This is a genomic window from Corynebacterium sp. KPL1818 (genome assembly GCF_000478135.1).
Taxonomy (GTDB): Bacteria; Actinomycetota; Actinomycetes; order Mycobacteriales; family Mycobacteriaceae; genus Corynebacterium; species Corynebacterium accolens.
Genome location: NZ_KI515758.1, coordinates 187921 through 204264 on the forward strand (window position 1 = coordinate 187921; position 16344 = coordinate 204264).

General features: G+C 62.3%; 12 protein-coding genes. 4 read left to right on the forward strand and 8 right to left on the reverse strand.

The window, feature by feature from the left end; translation table 11 throughout:
• Window positions 1-33: 33 nt before the first annotated feature.
• Both clpB and HMPREF1261_RS00825 read right to left on the reverse strand, forming a co-directional pair.
• On the reverse strand, window positions 34-2589 hold the full coding sequence (gene clpB / locus HMPREF1261_RS00820) for an ATP-dependent chaperone ClpB (protein ID WP_023029617.1): 2556 nt from the start codon (window positions 2587-2589) through the stop codon (window positions 34-36).
• Between the two features lie 474 nt (window positions 2590-3063).
• The gene (locus HMPREF1261_RS00825) at window positions 3064-4440 is read right to left on the reverse strand and encodes a sodium/glutamate symporter (RefSeq protein WP_023029618.1); all 1377 of its coding nucleotides are present in this window, start codon (window positions 4438-4440) and stop codon (window positions 3064-3066) included.
• 131 nt (window positions 4441-4571) lie between these two features.
• Between HMPREF1261_RS00825 and HMPREF1261_RS00830 the strand changes: the two genes are divergently transcribed.
• Window positions 4572-5915 (forward strand): NAD(P)-binding domain-containing protein, encoded by a 1344-nt coding sequence (locus HMPREF1261_RS00830; RefSeq protein WP_023029300.1) that lies wholly within the window; start codon window positions 4572-4574, stop codon window positions 5913-5915.
• 112 nt (window positions 5916-6027) lie between these two features.
• On the forward strand, window positions 6028-7266 hold the full coding sequence (locus HMPREF1261_RS00835; RefSeq protein ID WP_023029301.1) for an FAD-binding oxidoreductase: 1239 nt from the start codon (window positions 6028-6030) through the stop codon (window positions 7264-7266).
• On the opposite strand, the gene HMPREF1261_RS00840 is transcribed toward HMPREF1261_RS00835, so the two are convergent.
• On the reverse strand, window positions 7263-8078 hold the full coding sequence (locus HMPREF1261_RS00840) for a carbon-nitrogen hydrolase family protein (protein WP_023029302.1): 816 nt from the start codon (window positions 8076-8078) through the stop codon (window positions 7263-7265). The genes HMPREF1261_RS00835 and HMPREF1261_RS00840 overlap by 4 nt on opposite strands.
• 91 nt (window positions 8079-8169) lie before the next feature.
• On the opposite strand from HMPREF1261_RS00840, the gene HMPREF1261_RS00845 reads away from it, so the two are divergent.
• Both HMPREF1261_RS00845 and HMPREF1261_RS00850 read left to right on the forward strand, forming a co-directional pair.
• On the forward strand, window positions 8170-8433 hold the full coding sequence (locus HMPREF1261_RS00845) for a hypothetical protein (RefSeq protein WP_034657956.1): 264 nt from the start codon (window positions 8170-8172) through the stop codon (window positions 8431-8433).
• Window positions 8430-9608 (forward strand): alpha/beta hydrolase, encoded by a 1179-nt coding sequence (locus HMPREF1261_RS00850; protein WP_023029620.1) that lies wholly within the window; start codon window positions 8430-8432, stop codon window positions 9606-9608. Before HMPREF1261_RS00845 ends, HMPREF1261_RS00850 begins: the two co-directional genes overlap by 4 nt.
• Before the next feature lie 43 nt (window positions 9609-9651).
• Here the strand turns inward: HMPREF1261_RS00850 and HMPREF1261_RS00855 are convergent, their stop codons facing one another.
• The 5 genes from HMPREF1261_RS00855 to dnaK form a co-directional block, all read right to left on the reverse strand.
• Window positions 9652-11172, reverse strand: a complete 1521-nt coding sequence (locus HMPREF1261_RS00855) for an aldehyde dehydrogenase family protein (protein ID WP_005279394.1) — start codon at window positions 11170-11172, stop codon at window positions 9652-9654.
• A gap of 428 nt (window positions 11173-11600) precedes the next feature.
• Window positions 11601-12143, reverse strand: a complete 543-nt coding sequence (locus HMPREF1261_RS00860; protein WP_023029621.1) for a heat shock protein transcriptional repressor HspR — start codon at window positions 12141-12143, stop codon at window positions 11601-11603.
• Between the two features lie 20 nt (window positions 12144-12163).
• A complete protein-coding gene (dnaJ, locus tag HMPREF1261_RS00865; RefSeq protein WP_023029622.1) occupies window positions 12164-13369 on the reverse strand; it encodes a molecular chaperone DnaJ in 1206 nt (401 codons plus the stop codon).
• Window positions 13370-13467: 98 nt separating this feature from the next.
• Complete coding sequence (gene grpE, locus HMPREF1261_RS00870) at window positions 13468-14190, reverse strand: nucleotide exchange factor GrpE (protein WP_034657799.1); 723 nt, start codon at window positions 14188-14190, stop codon at window positions 13468-13470.
• Entirely contained in the window at window positions 14190-16052 is a 1863-nt protein-coding gene (dnaK, locus tag HMPREF1261_RS00875) for a molecular chaperone DnaK (protein WP_023029624.1), read from the reverse strand. The genes grpE and dnaK overlap by 1 nt, the downstream gene beginning before the upstream one ends.
• Window positions 16053-16344 lie beyond the last annotated feature (292 nt).

The following is a 16344-nucleotide window of genomic DNA, read 5'->3' on the forward strand; positions in this document are numbered from 1 at the left end:
TAAAGGCATGAGCATTATTTTTCGCCCGGTAATTTAGCGAGCGGAGATATCCAGCTCCGCACCGCCATCGGCGACGTCGACGTGGACGGTATCGCCATCGGCAATATCGCCAGCCAAAAGCTTCTTCGCCAGCTTGTCACCGATAGCCTGCTGGATGGTCCGGCGCAGCGGGCGGGCACCGTAGGCGGGGTCATAGCCGCGGTCGGCCAACCAGGACTTCGCGGAATCAGATACCTGCAGCGTCAGGCGACGAGCCGCCAGGCGCTCGGTGAGACCGCGCAGCTGGATGTCCACGATGCCGCGCAGCAGCTCCTCCGACAACGGCTCGAACATCACCACATCATCGAGGCGGTTGATGAATTCCGGCTTAAACGCCCTCTTCACGGCCTCCATCGTCTCGTCCTTCGTACCGCCGGCGCCCAGGTTGGACGTTAAGATGATGACGGTATTGCGGAAGTCGACGGTGCGCCCCTGGCCATCGGTAAGCCGCCCCTCATCCAGGACCTGGAGGAGGACGTCGAAGACGTCGGGGTGGGCCTTTTCCACTTCGTCGAAAAGCACGAGCGTATAAGGCCGACGCCGCACGGCCTCGGTGAGCTGGCCGCCGGCTTCGTGGCCGACGTATCCCGGAGGGGCACCGACGAGCCGGGAGACGGAGTGCTTCTCGCCGTACTCGGACATATCGATGCGCACCATGGCGGATTCATCGTCGAAGAGGAAGTCCGCCAGCGCCTTAGCCAGCTCCGTCTTACCCACACCGGTAGGGCCGAGGAAGAGGAAGGAACCGGTCGGGCGGTTGGGGTCAGCCACGCCCGCGCGGGAGCGACGCACGGCATCGGAAACAGCGGTCACGGCCTCGCGCTGGCCGACGACCCTCTCACCCAACACCGCCTCCATGTTCAGCAGCTTCTCGGTCTCGCCCTGCAGCATCTTGCCGGCGGGAATGCCAGTCCACGCGGAGACGACCTCCGCGATGGTATCCGGGCTGACCTCCTCATCCAGCATGGTATTGCGCTGGGCAGCGGCCTTTTCCTCGGCTGCTACCAGGTCCTTTTCCAGCGGCGGGATCTTGCCGTAGTTGATCTCGGAGGCTAGGGCGAGGTCGCCGTCGCGCTCGGCAATTTCTGCTTGGCGGCGGAGATCGTCGAGTTCCTCCTTAATATCCTGCACGTCATCGATGGCCTTCTTCTCGTTGACCCAGCGCGCCTTGAGCTCGCCGAGCTTTTCGCGCTGGTCCGCGAGCTCGCCTTGCAGGGCGGCCAGGCGGTCCTGGGAGGCAGCGTCGGATTCCTTCTTCAGCGCGAGCTCTTCGATCTCCATGCGGCGAACGATGCGCTCGAGCTCATCGATTTCCTGCGGCGAGGAGTCGATTTCCATGCGCAGGCGGGAGCCGGCTTCATCGACGAGGTCGATGGCCTTATCCGGCAGGAAGCGGTTGGTGATGTAGCGGTTCGATAGCTCCGCTGCAGACACCAAGGCGGAGTCCATGATGCGCACGCCGTGGTGCACCTCGTAGCGCTCCTTGAGCCCGCGCAGGATACCGATGGTGTCTTCCACGGACGGCTCTGCGGCATAGACCTGCTGGAAACGGCGCTCGAGGGCGGCGTCCTTTTCGATGTACTTGCGGTACTCATCCAGCGTGGTTGCACCGACGAGGCGCAACTCACCGCGGGCCAGCATGGGCTTAATCATGTTGCCAGCATCCATGGAGCCTTCGCCGGTAGCGCCGGCGCCGACGATGGTGTGCAACTCATCGATGAAGGTGATGATTTCGCCCTCAGATTGCTTGATTTCATCCAGCACAGCCTTAAGGCGCTCTTCGAACTCGCCGCGGAACTTGGCGCCGGCGACCATGGAACCGAGATCCAGGCTGATAAGCGTCTTGCCCTTCAGGGACTCGGGGACGTCGCCAGCCACGATGCGGCGGGCTAGGCCCTCAACGATCGCAGTCTTGCCGACGCCCGGTTCACCAATCAACACCGGATTGTTCTTCGTCCTGCGCGAAAGCACCTGGACGACGCGCCGGATTTCCTGATCGCGCCCGATGACCGGGTCGATCTTGCCCTCGCGCGCCCGCGCGGTGAGGTCGGTGGCGTACTTTTCCAGCGCCTGGAACTGGTCCTCCGGGTTCTCCGAGGTCACCTTGGCGGCCCCGCGCACGGAGGGGAAGGCGCCCTTGATGGCGTCGTAGGTTGCGCCGCGGCCGGTCAGCAACTCGGCGGCGTCGGTCTTCGAACCAGCGATGGCGGCGAGGAGGACTTCGGTGGACACGAACTCATCGCCAAGCTCGCCCGCCAATTCCTGCGACTTGGTCAGTACGTTTAAGCCATCCCGGTTGAATTGCGGGTTGGACATATTGGCGCCCTCGGCGCTGGGGTAAGAGTTAACCAGCTCGCGCGCTTCCTTCAGCACTGTATCCGGGTCAACGCCGGTGGCCTTGAGCACCGGCGCGGCGATGCCGCCTTCCTGCCCAAGGATGGCAGCCAGCAGGTGCGCCGGCCGAATATCCGGGTTGCCATTCGCGGAAGCGGTCTGCAGGGCTTCCTGCAGCGCCTCTTGTGTTTTGGTGGTGGGGTTAAAAGAACTCATGTGTACGTTTCTCCTTCTAAGATTTATTCGTCCATTTTAAGGATTCACTTGGTATAACGCACATAAAGTTGAGCCTATTCCACTCAACCCAAATTTTTTGAGTCCACCCGGCTCAACTTCCCGTTTTTGTGCCTCGTAGGTATCTACTATGCCCCTGCCGAACTGCCACAACAGCGCTACCGAAGTCCGGCCGCCCTAGGAGTGGGCGTGCTCCGCTGCTGGGGCTGGGCTTACTTTGGAGTGCCATAATCAGCAGAACCTCAAGGCGTACCGCGCTGACGGGGCGGAGCTTAAACCGGTGCCTGCAAGGCCGCGAGTTTGCGGCCGACTTCCCCGGCAGGGCGAGGCAAAGGCTGGCGGGCGCGGCGAAGGCTAGCGAGGGCTGGGACGCGGCACGACAAAGCCGGGCCACCACACCAAAAATGTGGGAGCCCGGCTTGCGCAGAGTGGCTGCGCAGGGTGGATTTGTGAAGGCTAGGTTTCTTGTTTCTGGCCCACGTGGCCGATGCCCTCTTTGAAAATCGTGCCGCGCGGCGGAAGCAAACCCATGAATTTGAATGTCAGGTACACACCGATGGAAATGGCCAGCGAGACGGCACCGAACGCGCCGGTAAATCCGTACATCACAGCCATCGGCGCGATAATGGTCCACGAAATCTCGAACGGGCCGAAGCCGATATAGGCCATGCCGTATTCAGATAGCGTGCCGGATTTCAGCTTCGGGTCGACGATCTTGAGCACGGCGATGCCGGTAGCCACGGTGGCCGTCGCCCAGCCCCAGCCGAAGATGCCGCGCTCGATCCAACGCTCGCCAAAGAACTCGGCGGGGAACCACATCAGGAAGAAGCTACAGAAGATGGTGCCCAAAATAAACAGCACCAGCAGCGCCTGCCAGTAGGAAGCGATAGCAGTAGGAACGATGGCGGCCACACCGAAGGCAATGAGGTAGTCGGTAGCAGCACCGGAGATGGAGGATACGGAATCCTTATCCAGATAATCCTCGGCACCGACGAAGTTCATGATGGCGCGGAAGATGAGGCCGATAACCATGGACATCGCAAAGAGCGGAATGGAAACATTTTCCCAAATGCTGGAAATGCCCTTATTGACGCCGTACGCCGTCATGACCGTGAGGATGATGAAGCCGAAGTGCAGCGCTAGCGGCTCGATGGAAGAAGGGTTGGTGGTGGCGCGACCAAGGGAGGGGCGATCAGCCAGGTTCTTGATGTAGCCGCGGCGAATCTCTTCCGGCAGCTCCTTGGGCACGTAGGACACCTTGCCCTTACGGATACCCCAGTTACCAGCAATAACGCCGCCGATAATCGCGGCCAGCGTGCCGACGGTCGCAGAAGTAAAGCCCAACGACGACGCCGCCTCGGCACCGACGCCCTCCAGCGCGCCACCCACAGCGGCGGCCGTGCCGAAGCCACCGGTAAAGCCAACCGGCAGCATCATGCCGAACCAGTTGGGGGTATCAAAGACCGGGGCGAAGAAGAGCAGGCCGAGCACGATGAACAGGCCCCACTGGCCGGTGAACATCATGGTGGAAAAGCCCCACATATTGCGCGCGCCCTTGCCCATGTTGCCGCCGACTTCCATGGAATACGCCATCGAGGCAAAGACCACGGCAATGAGGATGGAGGTGTAATCGCCGAGGTTATCGGAGAAGTTGATCCAGCCCAGCACGTTGGGGCCGACGAGCAGGCCAATCAGGCCGGCGGTGATGGGGGCAGGCAGCAATAAGTCCTGGAAGATAAACTTCACTTGGTGGCGCAAAATATTGCCGATGACCATGAGTAAGGAAATCCAACCCACGTCCAGCATGAGGGTATAAGCGGAAAAATCTTCCATGGGAATCCTTTCTAGCTGTGCAGTTATGACAGGCCGCTCACTTGTAGAGAGCTCGCAGATAAAAAGTACATTACCTATCATGTAGTGAGCCACAACATACGGCGGATTTTCACCCCCGCTACAATGGCACGGTGGAGCACTACCTCAGCATCATCATCGGCGCGGGCCAGGCAGGCTTGGCGACGGCCCACCAGCTCACCTCCCGCGGCCTTATCCCCGCCCAAGACTTTTTGCTTATCGATGCCAACCCCGCCCCCGGCGGCGCCTGGCGTCACCGGTGGGATTCCCTGACGCTGGGCAAGGCCCACAACATCGCGGATCTGCCGGGCATGCCCGCCCCGCTTGCCGATGCCTCCTCCCCCGCCTCCCAAGTAGTCGCCTCCTACTACGGCGCTTACGAGGACAAGTTTCAGCTGCGGCCCTACCGCCCAGCGCGCGTCCGCAGCGTCCGCCCCCTGCCCGGCACGCACAGCGCGCGCAATCTCCACGGCGCGCTCGGCCCGCGCGATGAGCGCGCAACAGAGAACCCAGACGAGCCACGCGGTGCGCACGCCTCGCACGACGAGCCCGAGCCGCGCGGCGCGTTTCTCGTGACGTTGGAGTCCGGCGAGCAGTTTTCCGCGGACGCCATCGTTAACGCCACTGGCACGTGGGATAGGCCGTATATTCCTTATATTCCGGGCATCGGCAGTTTCGGCGGGCGCCAACTGCACACCAAGGACTATTCGGCGGCGGAGGATTTTGCAGGCCAGCACGTATTGGTCGTCGGCGGTGGGCTATCCGCGGTGCAGTTCTTATTGGAGCTTGAGGGCATCGCGCAAACCACTTGGGCCACGCGGCGGGCACCGGATTTTACGGACACGGAGTTCGATAAGCAGTGGGGTTTGGATGTGGAAAAGAAGGTCCGCGAGCGGGTCTTTAGCGGCAATCCACCGGCCTCGGTGGTCTCGACCACCGGGATTCCGCCCTGGCAGGAATACCTGGATGCAGTCGAGCGCGGCGTTTTGGTCTCGCGCGGCATGTTCAATGCCATTGATGCGACCGGCGTGCGGTTTGGCGAGGCTGCGACGAGCAGCAGGACTGCGGCGAGCGACGGGGCGGCCACGGGTGGCAGGACTGCGGCGAGCGATGAATCTACGGCGCACTGTGAGACGGTGGCGGACGGCGACGGTGCTGTGAGCGGTGGGTTTGTGGGGGCATCGGAAAGCGGGGCGGCATGGCAGCCGTACCCGGCGGGCACGCACCTGGCGGTGGACGTCATCTTTTGGAATACCGGTTTTCGTCCGGTACTCGACCACCTGGCGCCGTTGCGATTGCGCTCGCGCAAGGGCGGGATTGTCATGCGCAACGAGGTCTCGCCTGCCGCGAACCCGCGGGTTTTCCTCGCCGGATATGGATCGACTGCCTCGACGGTGGGAGCGACACGGGCTGGGCGCTTGGCTGCGCGCGAGGTTATGAAGGTGCTGGGACTGTAGCGCGGGGACGATAGAGCAGGCGCCGATGGAGCGGGCGCCGCTCCCCACCAAAAGGCAGGCGCGGGGTGAAAGTGCGAAATAGAGGCAAGCAAGCACACTAGAATGGGAAAACATGTGGGAATTGGGCGAGCACTTCCGAAAGTACGCAGACGACTACCGCGATGCGGTGCATGAGCAGTTTTTCCTCATGGTGCCGGAGGCGCGGCAGGTCTTTTCCCTTTCTATGCAGGACACCCACCGGTCCATGGTGCACGCATTGGCGTGGGTGATTGAACACGCGGAGCCCAGCAGCGCCGGCACGAAGGCGGGGTCCGGGGTTGGAGCTGCGTTGCCTGAGGCCGTCCGGGAGAAAATCGCGCAGCTCGGCCGCGATCACCGCAGGCACGGCTTCCCGGCAGAGGTGTATGCACGCTTCAAGGAGGCGCTCATCAAAGGCCTGCGGGTATTGGCGCTGACGCGGTACCAATACGACTTCGCCTGCGCCGTCATCCACGAGGTCTGCGCGGAGATGGCCACCGCGGCGCGCGAGGCGGACCTGGCTGGGGAGGCGCCGGCGTATTCGGGGCAGGTGGTTGCGGTGGAGCGGCCGACGCGCGAAACCGCGGTCATTCGCGTCGAGGCGGGAATGACCGCCGACTTCGAGCCGGGGCAGTATTTCCCCGTCACCACCCAGTACCTTCCCGGCCAGTGGCGCATGCTCACCCCAGCTCAGCCAAGCGATGCCACCGGCCAGCTGGTCTTCCACGTCGCCGCGGTGGGCGCGGCTTCGCGGTCGCTTGCGCATACCAAGCCGGGCGATTGGTGGACTTTGGGCCGGCCCACCGGGTCCATCTGGCAGGACCTGCGCGCGTTGCGCGGCGGCAGGTTGGTCATCGTAGCCTATGGCACGGGCTGGGCGGCGGCGCGGTGCTTGGCGCTGGCGGCCCGCCAGGCCGCGGATGCGGGCGAGGAGGGACTCGCGAAGAACCTGGACCTGCAGATTTTTGCCGTTGCGGATAGCCCCGGCGCGCACTATGACACGCACTTCCAGCAGAACCTTACGGCCCTCTACCCCGATCTCAGCCTGCGCCGCATCATCCGGCAAGAAAACGACCCGTGGTTGCTGGGGGCACAGCCGCTTGCCGATGCCGCCACCCACACCCTCTCCCCCGACCCGACCGATGTAGTAGTCAACGAGGCCGAGTTATCCACAGGCACGCCCACCTACTTTGCCCTCTTCGGCAGCGCCGAGGAGGTAGCGGAAGGAAGGAAGGGATTGGAGAAAAGGGGCATCGGCAAGCAGTGGATCTTAAGCCACAGCTGGGGCCGCGACCGGGAGTGGCTGCCGGAGGATTATGCGGCGCAGTCTTAGTCGTTGAGTTCTAGCACCGGCAGGGAGCGGCGCGTCTTCGCTACTTCGTGCGGGTCGATATCGGCGTAGAGGATCTCGTCTTCGTAGCCGGCTTCTGCCACGCGCACGCCGTTGGGATCGACGATGGTGGAGTGCCCGATGCCGGTCGGTCCCGAGGGGGAACCGGCCTCCGCGTTGCCGCCCGGGCGGGATTGGCCCGCGGCGAGGATATAGCTGGTGGAATCCAGCGCCCGCGCCGCCGTGAGCAGGCGCCACTGCTCCAGCTTGCCGGGGCCATCCGCCCAGCTGGTGGGCACGACGATGAGCTGCGCTCCCTCGCGCGCGAGATCCTTGAACTGCTCCGGGAAGCGGATATCGTAGCAAACCACGACGCCGACGGTAAGGTCATCGACGTCAAAGGTCACCAAGGACTCCCCAGGCTGCACCGTATCGGATTCGCGGTAGTCAAAGGCATCGTAGGTGTGGATTTTCTCGTAGCCGCCCAGCACGCCGGGGCCTGCGACGAGCGCGGTATTGGATACGCGGTTGATGGTCTTATCCTCGCGCTCGATGGTATCGGCTGGGCAGAACATGCCGACTACGACGGTGACCTCCAATTCCTCCGCCGCTTCCTGAATCGCGGTGGCGAACGAGCCTTCGAGGTTCTGCGCCTGCTCGTCCAGGCGGCCCGAGCGGAAGTTCTGCGAGGTGGCCTCGGGCAGCACGATAAGGCGCGCGCCCGCCGCCGCGGCCTCGCGGATTTTATCCAGGGCGAGTTCTTGGTTGTCCTCGATGCTGCCGGTAGAGGTCAATTGCACTGCTGCTACTTTCATAAATCCCAACTTAGTGCAGCGTCACCTAGTTATCCACAGGTTGGCGATTTTGCCCTCGCGGCCACAGCCCGCAGCGGCCACGCTTAAGGCCATGAGTTATGTAGATATTCCTGAACACCTTCCCGCACATGTACGCACGTTGAGGGCGCGGCCGGCGGCGGCGTTGCCGGGGGCGCACTTAAGCGTGGCCTCTCGGACGTCCGCTTCCCTCCAGCGCGCGGTGACACAGTGGTCTGAAACGCAGCAGCTTAGCGATGCCACCGTTTCCGAGCGCCTGCGCAGCCTCCACGACTTTTTGGCGCGCAGCCACGCGCTCGATTCCTCGCTCGCCGCGAGCTTGGGGAGGACGCAATGAATTTATCGACTGCCCTGCGCCACAGTGCCGCGCAGCTCGCCGCGGACCGCGCTGGCCTGCACACTCACTATGTGGATTCACACCACGATTGGCGCTCGCTATCGCTGGGTGGGCCCGCGGGTATCGCGGCGCGATCCGGTTTGGAGGAGGCGACCGAGTGGCTGAGTAGCCCCCTTGGGCAGATGGAGCGGGTCATCGAGGTACTCGACCGGCATGCGGATCTGCAGACCTGGCGCGAGGAGGTGGAGGCGCGGATCATTTCCTTTTTGGGCAAGGTTGATGAGCTTTCTGGGCCCGCCGCGCTGGCCGGGGCCGTGCAACTGCGGGAGGTGCGCGCGCTTGGCGATGCCCTCGATTGGCTCTGCGCCCAAGAAATCGATGCCCTCTGCACGCCGGCCGGGGCGGAACCGCCTAAGCGGCTGGAGGATTTTGCCGATCTTCCCCTCGATACCATCCACGAGATTAACCTCGCCCAAGCCAGCGACCGCGTGGCGCAGCTGGCCGCGGATAATCCCGATATGCGCATCGTGGAGACCAGCCCCGGCCGGCTGGTGGCGCTGGTGGATCCGGAGGGCTTTCGCACGGAGCCTGCGTCCGTGACCACATTCGTTGAAGGCGTGCATTCCTCCGACCCCACCACCTGGCAGCGCGCCGTGGACCGTGGCCGCAATATTGCAAGGGCGAGCGGTGGCCCTGCCGCCGTATGGTTGGGCTACCAGGCGCCGGCGAGTCTGCCGCGCGCCGTGCACGCCGATCCCGCGCGGGCGGCGGGGCAGGAGCTGGTGCGGTTTCAGCGGGGCATCGGCAAGCGGTATCCAGGTGCGAAACGAACGGTGGTGGGCTATTCCTATGGCTCCGTCGTGACCGGATACGCGGCGCGCGAGGAGGACATCGCCTCCGATATTGTGCTCGTGGGAAGCCCCGGTACTAGTGCCCAGCATGTCGGCGAGCTGCACGGCACTGTGTGGGCGGCGACCAATGACAATGACCCCATCGCTATCGCGACGGGGCCACTGAGCGGGATCCACGGCCCGGATCCCACCACCCAGTCCTTTGGCGCCACTCCCCTCCCCGGCGCGGATGGCCTGCCTGGGGACCACGGGTCTTATTGGGAGGACCCGCAGTTCCTGCGCGGTTTGGGCACGGTGGCCGCCCCGGAACCCAGGCCGGATTAGCGTTGGGCTGGGCAGCGCGGGGGCGTGGGAGCGTGGGGCGGGTTTAGAAGAGTCCTGCGGGGGCGTCCGAGTACGAGACCAGCATGTTCTTGGTTTCCTGGTAGTGGCCGAGCATCATCAAGTGGTTCTCGCGGCCCAGGCCGGATTCCTTGTAGCCGCCGAAGGCGCTGTGTGCCGGGTAGTCGTGGTAGTGGTTGACCCACACGCGGCCGGCCTGAATATCGCGCCCGGCGCGGTAGCAGATGTTTTGTTGGCGCGACCATACGCCGGCGCCAAGGCCGAAGTTGGTGGTATTCGCGATCTCGATGGCCTCGTCGTAATCCTTGAAGGTCGCCACAGAGAGCACTGGCCCGAAGATCTCCTCCTGGAAGATGCGCATCTCGTTGCTGCCCTTAAAGACCGTGGGCTCGATGTAATAGCCGTTTTCGAGGCCTTCGACCTTGTTCACGTGGCCGCCGGTGAGCGTTTCCGCGCCTTCTTCTGGGCCGATCTTGAGGTATTCGGTGATCTTGTCCATCTGCTCCTGAGAGGCCTGGGCGCCCATCATGGTTTCGGTATCCAACGGGTGGCCAATCTTGATCTTCTTGACGCGCTCGATGGCGAGCTCCAAGAACTTATCAGCAATATCCTCATGGACCAGCGCGCGCGATGGGCAGGTGCAGACCTCGCCCTGGTTGAGGGCAAACATGACGAATCCCTCGACGCACTTTTCCAGGTAGGAGTCATCTTCATCCATGATGTCTTTGAAGAAGATGGACGGCGATTTACCGCCGAGTTCCAGGGTGACCGGAATGACCTTGTCCGCGGCGGCCTTATTGATGAGCTTGCCCACTGGGGTGGATCCGGTGAACGCGATCTTGGCGATGCGGTCCGAACCCGACAATGCCGCACCAGCTTCCTCGCCCACACCGTTGACGATATTGAGCACGCCGTCTGGGAGGAGGTCGCCGATGATATCCATGAGCAAGAGGATGGATGCTGGCGTTTGCTCCGCGGGTTTGAGAACGATGCAGTTACCGGCGGCCAGGGCCGGTGCGATCTTCCAGGAAGCCATGAGCAGCGGGAAATTCCACGGAATGATTTGGCCGACCACGCCGAGCGGCTCGTGGAAGTGGTAGGCCACGGTGTCTTCGCTGATTTGGGACAGGCGGCCCTCCTGCGCGCGGATGGCGCCCGCGAAGTAGCGGAAGTGGTCAACGGCCAGTGGGATATCGGCGGCCAAGGTCTCGCGGACGGCCTTGCCGTTTTCCCAGGTTTCCGCGACGGCGATCTTTTCCAGGTTCTCTTCAATCCGGTCCGCGATGCGGTGCAGCAAGAGCGCGCGCTCTGCTGGCGTGGTCTTGCCAAAGGTGGCGAAGGCCTTTTCCGCGGCATCGATAGCCGCATTAACATCGGCTTCCTTGCCGCGGGCCACCTGACAAAATACTTCACCGGTCACGGGGCTGATGTTGTCCATGTACTCGCCATCGACTGGCGGTACCCACTTACCGCCAATGTAATTGTCATAGCGGTCGCGGTAGTTAACGATGGCCCCTTCGGTTCCGGGCGCTGCGTACAAAGTCATGATGGTGGTGTCCTCTCGTGCAGAAATCTCGACTGTGGTTCTTGCCAGGTATGGTCCTTACCGGGTATGGCTCGTACCACTGTAGGCGCTCTACTGTGGTGTACCTCACCTGCTTTCCAGACATAGTAATGCAATTTTTCGCATCTCGCACTAAATAGGGGTAGGAAATTAACATTTCTTCACAGGCCAAAGTCCGGTTGTGCGAGTGCAGAACTGCCCGAGGGAGGGGCAGCGGTGCGAGGGGGCGCGGGAATGATAGGGGCCGAGGGGGAGCCGGGAGGCCGGGGGCACCGAGAGTGCGAGGGGCTTTTGGGCAGAGATAAACCCTCCATACCTGTGCGGGCGCTATGCCGTAAAAGGTATGGAGGGTTTTAGTTGAGGTTTCTCGTCCGCAGGACGAGTTAGGCGGTTTAGCCGGTTTAGGCGGTTTAGCCGCCGTTGTTTCGGCGATTGCGTTTGCGGTCGCGCGCGGTGCGCGGGCTCCACATCACCACGGAGGTAGACCGCGGGACGTGGACGAGCTCACCGCTGCGTTGAGAACGCAACGAGACCTGCGAGCCTTGCGGGCCTTGGGCGCCGCGGGTGTGCTGCCCCTGTGCTTGGGGATGTTGTGCTTGGGGGTGCTGCGATCCCGAGCGCTGCCCGGCGGCGAGTTGGTCGCGGAGGGCACGGACTTCATCGGCAAGCGCATCGCGTTCAGCCTCGAGCTGGTCGCGTTCCTCGGTTAGCTCGATGATGGATTTGATGCCGGCGAGATTGACGCCATCGTCTTGCGAGAGCGCCTGAATCTTGCGGAGTAATTCAATATCGCGATCCGAATAACGGCGGCCGCCGCCCCGGGTGCGGGCCGGGGAGACCAAGCCCATGCGGTCATAGGTGCGCAGGGTTTGGGCGTGCATCCCGGAAAGCTCGGCGGCCACGGAAATGACATAAACGGCGGTGCCGGAGCCTTCTGCCTTTCCAGTACTCATTGTGCAGTGCACCTCCTGCCTTAATTGCTCTCCGCGCCGGCCCAGCCTGCGCGGGGATTAAAGCCAGAGTCCTTTTCGGCTTGTGCGTAGGTGCGCAAGGCGCTGGAGGCCGCAGCATCGAGCTTGGAAGGCACGGTGACCTGCACGCTGACCAAGAGGTCGCCAGCCTTGCCGGCGCGCTTGGCAATGCCGCGTCCACGCACGCGCAAGGTGCGGCCATCCGGGGTACCGGCCGGGATCTTCACGCGGACCGGGCTGTCCAAGGTGGGAACCGTGATGGTGTCACCAAGGGCGAGCTCGGCAAACGAGACAGGGACGGTGATGTGGATATCGTCGCCGTCGCGGGTAAAGACCTTGTCGGGCTTAACGGTGACCGCAACGAAGAGGTCACCGGCCGGGGTACCGTTCGGGCCAGCCTCGCCTTGGCCGGCGATGCGGACCTTTTGGCCGTCGATGACGCCGGCGGGGATGCGGACCGTGATATTCCGGGTACGGTGCACCGTTCCGGTGCCGTTGCAATCCGAACATGGATCTGGGATGCGGCGGCCCGTGCCATCGCAATCCTTGCACGGGGCGGAAAAGCCGAAGGCACCGCGGTTTTCCGAGGTGTACCCGGAGCCATTGCAGGTCCCGCACGTTGAGGTCTTGCCGGAGGAAGAACCCGAGCCGTGGCACGTGGTGCACGGCGCATTACCGCTTAAGGCCAGCGGGATGGTGGTCCCCTTGGCGGCCTCGCGGAAATCGAGGGTTATTTCCGTTTCGACGTCGGCCCCCCGCGACGGTTTAGCTGAGTGGCCAGCACTACCGCTGCGGTTGAAAACGCTACCGAAGATATCCCCAAAACCGCCGCCTTGAGACGATCCTCCAGTGGCTCCTCCGAAGAGGTCCGAGAGGTCGAAGTCTTGCGCACCTTGTCCACCCATGTTCGTGGCTCGAAACCCGCCGGGAAAGCCGGCGCCTCCGTTCCGTCCAAAGCCACCGCCATTACGCAGCATGGCCTTGAACTGGTCGTATTCCTTGCGCTCGGAGGCATCGGAAAGCACATCGTATGCTTCCGCAACCCGCTTGAACCGGTCCGCTGCCGCGGGGTCATCGGGGTGGGTATCCGGGTGGTTTTCGCGGGCAAGCTTGCGGTACGCGCGCTTGATCTCGCTTTGATCTGCGGACGAGGAGACCCCCAGATCCGCATAATAATCTTTGTCTGCCCATTCGGGTTTAGCGCTCACTGGGCATCTCCTCCTTTCAAGAAGAATCGGTTGTAGTTAGTAAAAAGGGCGCCGGGGGAAGTTGAATCAGTCAGTTCCCAAGGCGCCCTTTTCCCGGATTAATCGGCTTGTTCGGTGCCTTCCGAACTGCCGGAGTCCTCACCGGGGTCCGCGATGATGACCAGCGCGTTGCGCACCAGCCTCTCGCCTACGCGGTAGCCCTGGCGCAGCACGGTGCCGAGCACCTGCTCATCGCCGGAGGATAAATCCTGCACGGCCTCGTGCATCTCTGGGTCGAAGGGTTCGCCCTCTTCACCAAAGGCGGTGAGGTTGTGCTGCTCTAGGCCCTTGCGGAGCTTATCCGCAACCGCCTTGAGCGGGCCCTCCAAGTCACCGTGCTGCTTGGCCAAATCGAGGTCATCAAGAACCGGCAGCAAGTCACTAATGACCTTTGCCTTCGCGGTCTCGATAACGGATTGGCGGTCACGCTCGGTGCGGCGGCGGTAGTTGGTGTATTCCGCATTCAGACGCTGCAGGTCTTCCGTGCGTTCTGCCAACTGCGCCTCCACATCGTTGGTGGCAGCGCCGGTGGAGGTGGGCTCATCGCCCTCCGCCTCGGCCTCGACCTCATCGGCGTTGACATCAGCCAGCGCGTCTTCGAGGTCAGAATCAAGGGTGGGATCCAACTTGGCTTCTTCGGAGGCATCAGCCTGCGCGTCGTTGGCAGCCTGTGCTTCCTCGGCCTTTTCGGCAGCAGCCTCAGCGCGGTCAGCCGAGGTAGCCTCCGGATCCGTGTTTTCCGGGTCGCCTGGGTTTTGCGGCATTCCGCTGTCCTGAGTCATTACTTGTCGCCATCCTTGTTGTCGTCGGAGTTCTCGTCTTCGTCCACAACTTCAGCGTCGACCACGTTCGGGTCGCCCTGTGCGGCACCGGCATCGCCAGCACCCTCAGCGCCGCCCTCTGCAGCCTGTGCCTCGTAGATCTGCTTGCCCATCTCCTGGGATTCGGTGGACAGCTTCTCTACTGCGGACTTGATGGCGTCGAGGTCATCGCCCTTCAGCGCCTCATCGACGGCGTCAGCAGCCTCGGTGACCTTGGTCTTGGTGTCCTCAGAGACCTTGTCCTCGTTATCCTCCAAGAACTTGCGGGTCTGGTAGGAGGTGGACTCTGCGTTATTGCGCAGCTCCTGCTCCTCGCGACGCTTCTTGTCCTCCTCAGCGTGCTGCTCGGCGTCCTTAACCATGCGGTCGATCTCTTCCTGGGAAAGGCCGGAGCCTTCCTGGATCTTGATGGTGTTTTCCTTGCCGGTGCCCTTGTCCTTGGCGGTCACGTGAACGATGCCGTTGGCGTCGATATCGAAGGTGACCTCAATCTGGGGCACACCACGTGGTGCCGGTGCAATGCCGCCGAGCTCGAAGGAACCCAGCAGCTTGTTAGCGGTAGCCATCTCGCGCTCACCCTGGAAGACCTGAATCTGCACGGAAGGCTGGTTGTCTTCTGCGGTGGTGAAAGTCTCAGACTTCTTGGTCGGAATGGTGGTGTTGCGCTCGATGAGCTTGGTCATCACGCCGCCCTTGGTTTCAATGCCGAGGGAGAGCGGGGTGACATCGAGAAGCAGCACGTCCTTAACCTCGCCGCGCAGCACGCCTGCCTGGAGGGCAGCACCCACTGCAACGACCTCGTCCGGGTTAACGCCCTTGTTCGGGTCCTTGCTGGTCAGCTCCTTGACCAAGTCAGAGACGGCCGGCATACGGGTGGAACCGCCAACCAGCACAACGTGGTCGATATCGCCGACGGAAAGGTCAGCATCCTTGATGACCTGGTTGAATGGAGCCTTGGTGCGGTCCAGCAGATCCTGGGTGATCTTCTGGAACTCGGTGCGGGTCAGGGTCTCGTCCAAGAACAGTGGGGTCTTATCAGAGTCAACGGTGATGTAAGGCAGGTTGATGTTGGCCTGCTGGGAGGAGGACAGCTCAATCTTGGCCTTCTCTGCAGCCTCGCGCAGACGCTGCACGGCGCGCTTGTCCTTGGTCAGGTCAACGCCCTGGGAGCTCTTGAAGCGGTCAACCAACCAGTCAACGATGCGCTGATCCCAGTCATCGCCGCCCAAGGTGTTGTCACCTGCAGTAGCCATAACCTCAACGACGCCATCGCCGATTTCCAGCAAGGACACGTCGAAGGTGCCGCCGCCCAAGTCGAAGACCAGGATGGTCTGCTCTTGCTCGCCCTTTTCCAAGCCGTATGCAAGCGCAGCCGCGGTGGGCTCGTTGACAATGCGCAGGACGTTCAGCCCGGCAATCTGGCCGGCTTCCTTGGTGGCCTGACGCTGGGCGTCCTCGAAGTATGCAGGGACGGTAATAACGGCGTCCGTAACATCCTCACCCAAGTAGGACTCTGCATCGCGCTTCAGCTTCATCAGCGTGCGAGCGGAAATCTCCTGGGAGGTGTAGTCCTTGTCATCGATGTTGACGGTCCAGTCAGTACCAATGTGGCGCTTGACGGAGCGGATGGTGCGGTCCACGTTGGTCACGGCCTGGTTCTTGGCGGACTGACCAACCAGGATTTCGCCGTTCTTCGCAAACGCTACAACGGAAGGCGTGGTGCGAGAACCTTCGGAGTTAGCGATAACGGTGGACTCGCCACCTTCCAGTACGGAAACGACGGAGTTCGTCGTACCAAGGTCAATACCTACTGCGCGTCCCATGATTCTTTCTCCTTTTTATCGAGTGCAGTTAATAAAGTTGATTGTCAGTGACTCAACTCTTCGTTGCGTCCTTGCGCTACTCTAACAGAACTTCAGCGCTCCTACACAAAACCTTGAGCCTGTGTCACTCAATCTTAACAACGAGCCACCCTGCAAAGTTATTCCCACGGACTCAACTTTCTTGAAACTTTTTATGTTTCCCCAGCTAGGCAGGCCGCAATGATGGCACGACGTCCCAGCTTCCCCGATAACACAGCACAGAAAAACTCTTTCCCAGAGAGTCCCGCAGATC

Bases quoted from the DNA above. Each gene is read 5' to 3' on its own strand.
- clpB (WP_023029617.1), bottom strand. From the start codon at position 2,589: ATGAGTTCTTTTAACCCCACCACCAAAACACAAGAGGCGCTGCAGGAA.
- HMPREF1261_RS00825 (WP_023029618.1), bottom strand. From the start codon at position 4,440: ATGGAAGATTTTTCCGCTTATACCCTCATGCTGGACGTGGGTTGGATT.
- HMPREF1261_RS00835 (WP_023029301.1), top strand. From the start codon at position 6,028: ATGTGGGAATTGGGCGAGCACTTCCGAAAGTACGCAGACGACTACCGC.
- HMPREF1261_RS00840 (WP_023029302.1), bottom strand. From the start codon at position 8,078: ATGAAAGTAGCAGCAGTGCAATTGACCTCTACCGGCAGCATCGAGGAC.
- HMPREF1261_RS00845 (WP_034657956.1), top strand. From the start codon at position 8,170: ATGAGTTATGTAGATATTCCTGAACACCTTCCCGCACATGTACGCACG.
- HMPREF1261_RS00850 (WP_023029620.1), top strand. From the start codon at position 8,430: ATGAATTTATCGACTGCCCTGCGCCACAGTGCCGCGCAGCTCGCCGCG.
- HMPREF1261_RS00855 (WP_005279394.1), bottom strand. From the start codon at position 11,172: ATGACTTTGTACGCAGCGCCCGGAACCGAAGGGGCCATCGTTAACTAC.
- HMPREF1261_RS00860 (WP_023029621.1), bottom strand. From the start codon at position 12,143: ATGAGTACTGGAAAGGCAGAAGGCTCCGGCACCGCCGTTTATGTCATT.
- grpE (WP_034657799.1), bottom strand. From the start codon at position 14,190: ATGACTCAGGACAGCGGAATGCCGCAAAACCCAGGCGACCCGGAAAAC.
- dnaK (WP_023029624.1), bottom strand. From the start codon at position 16,052: ATGGGACGCGCAGTAGGTATTGACCTTGGTACGACGAACTCCGTCGTT.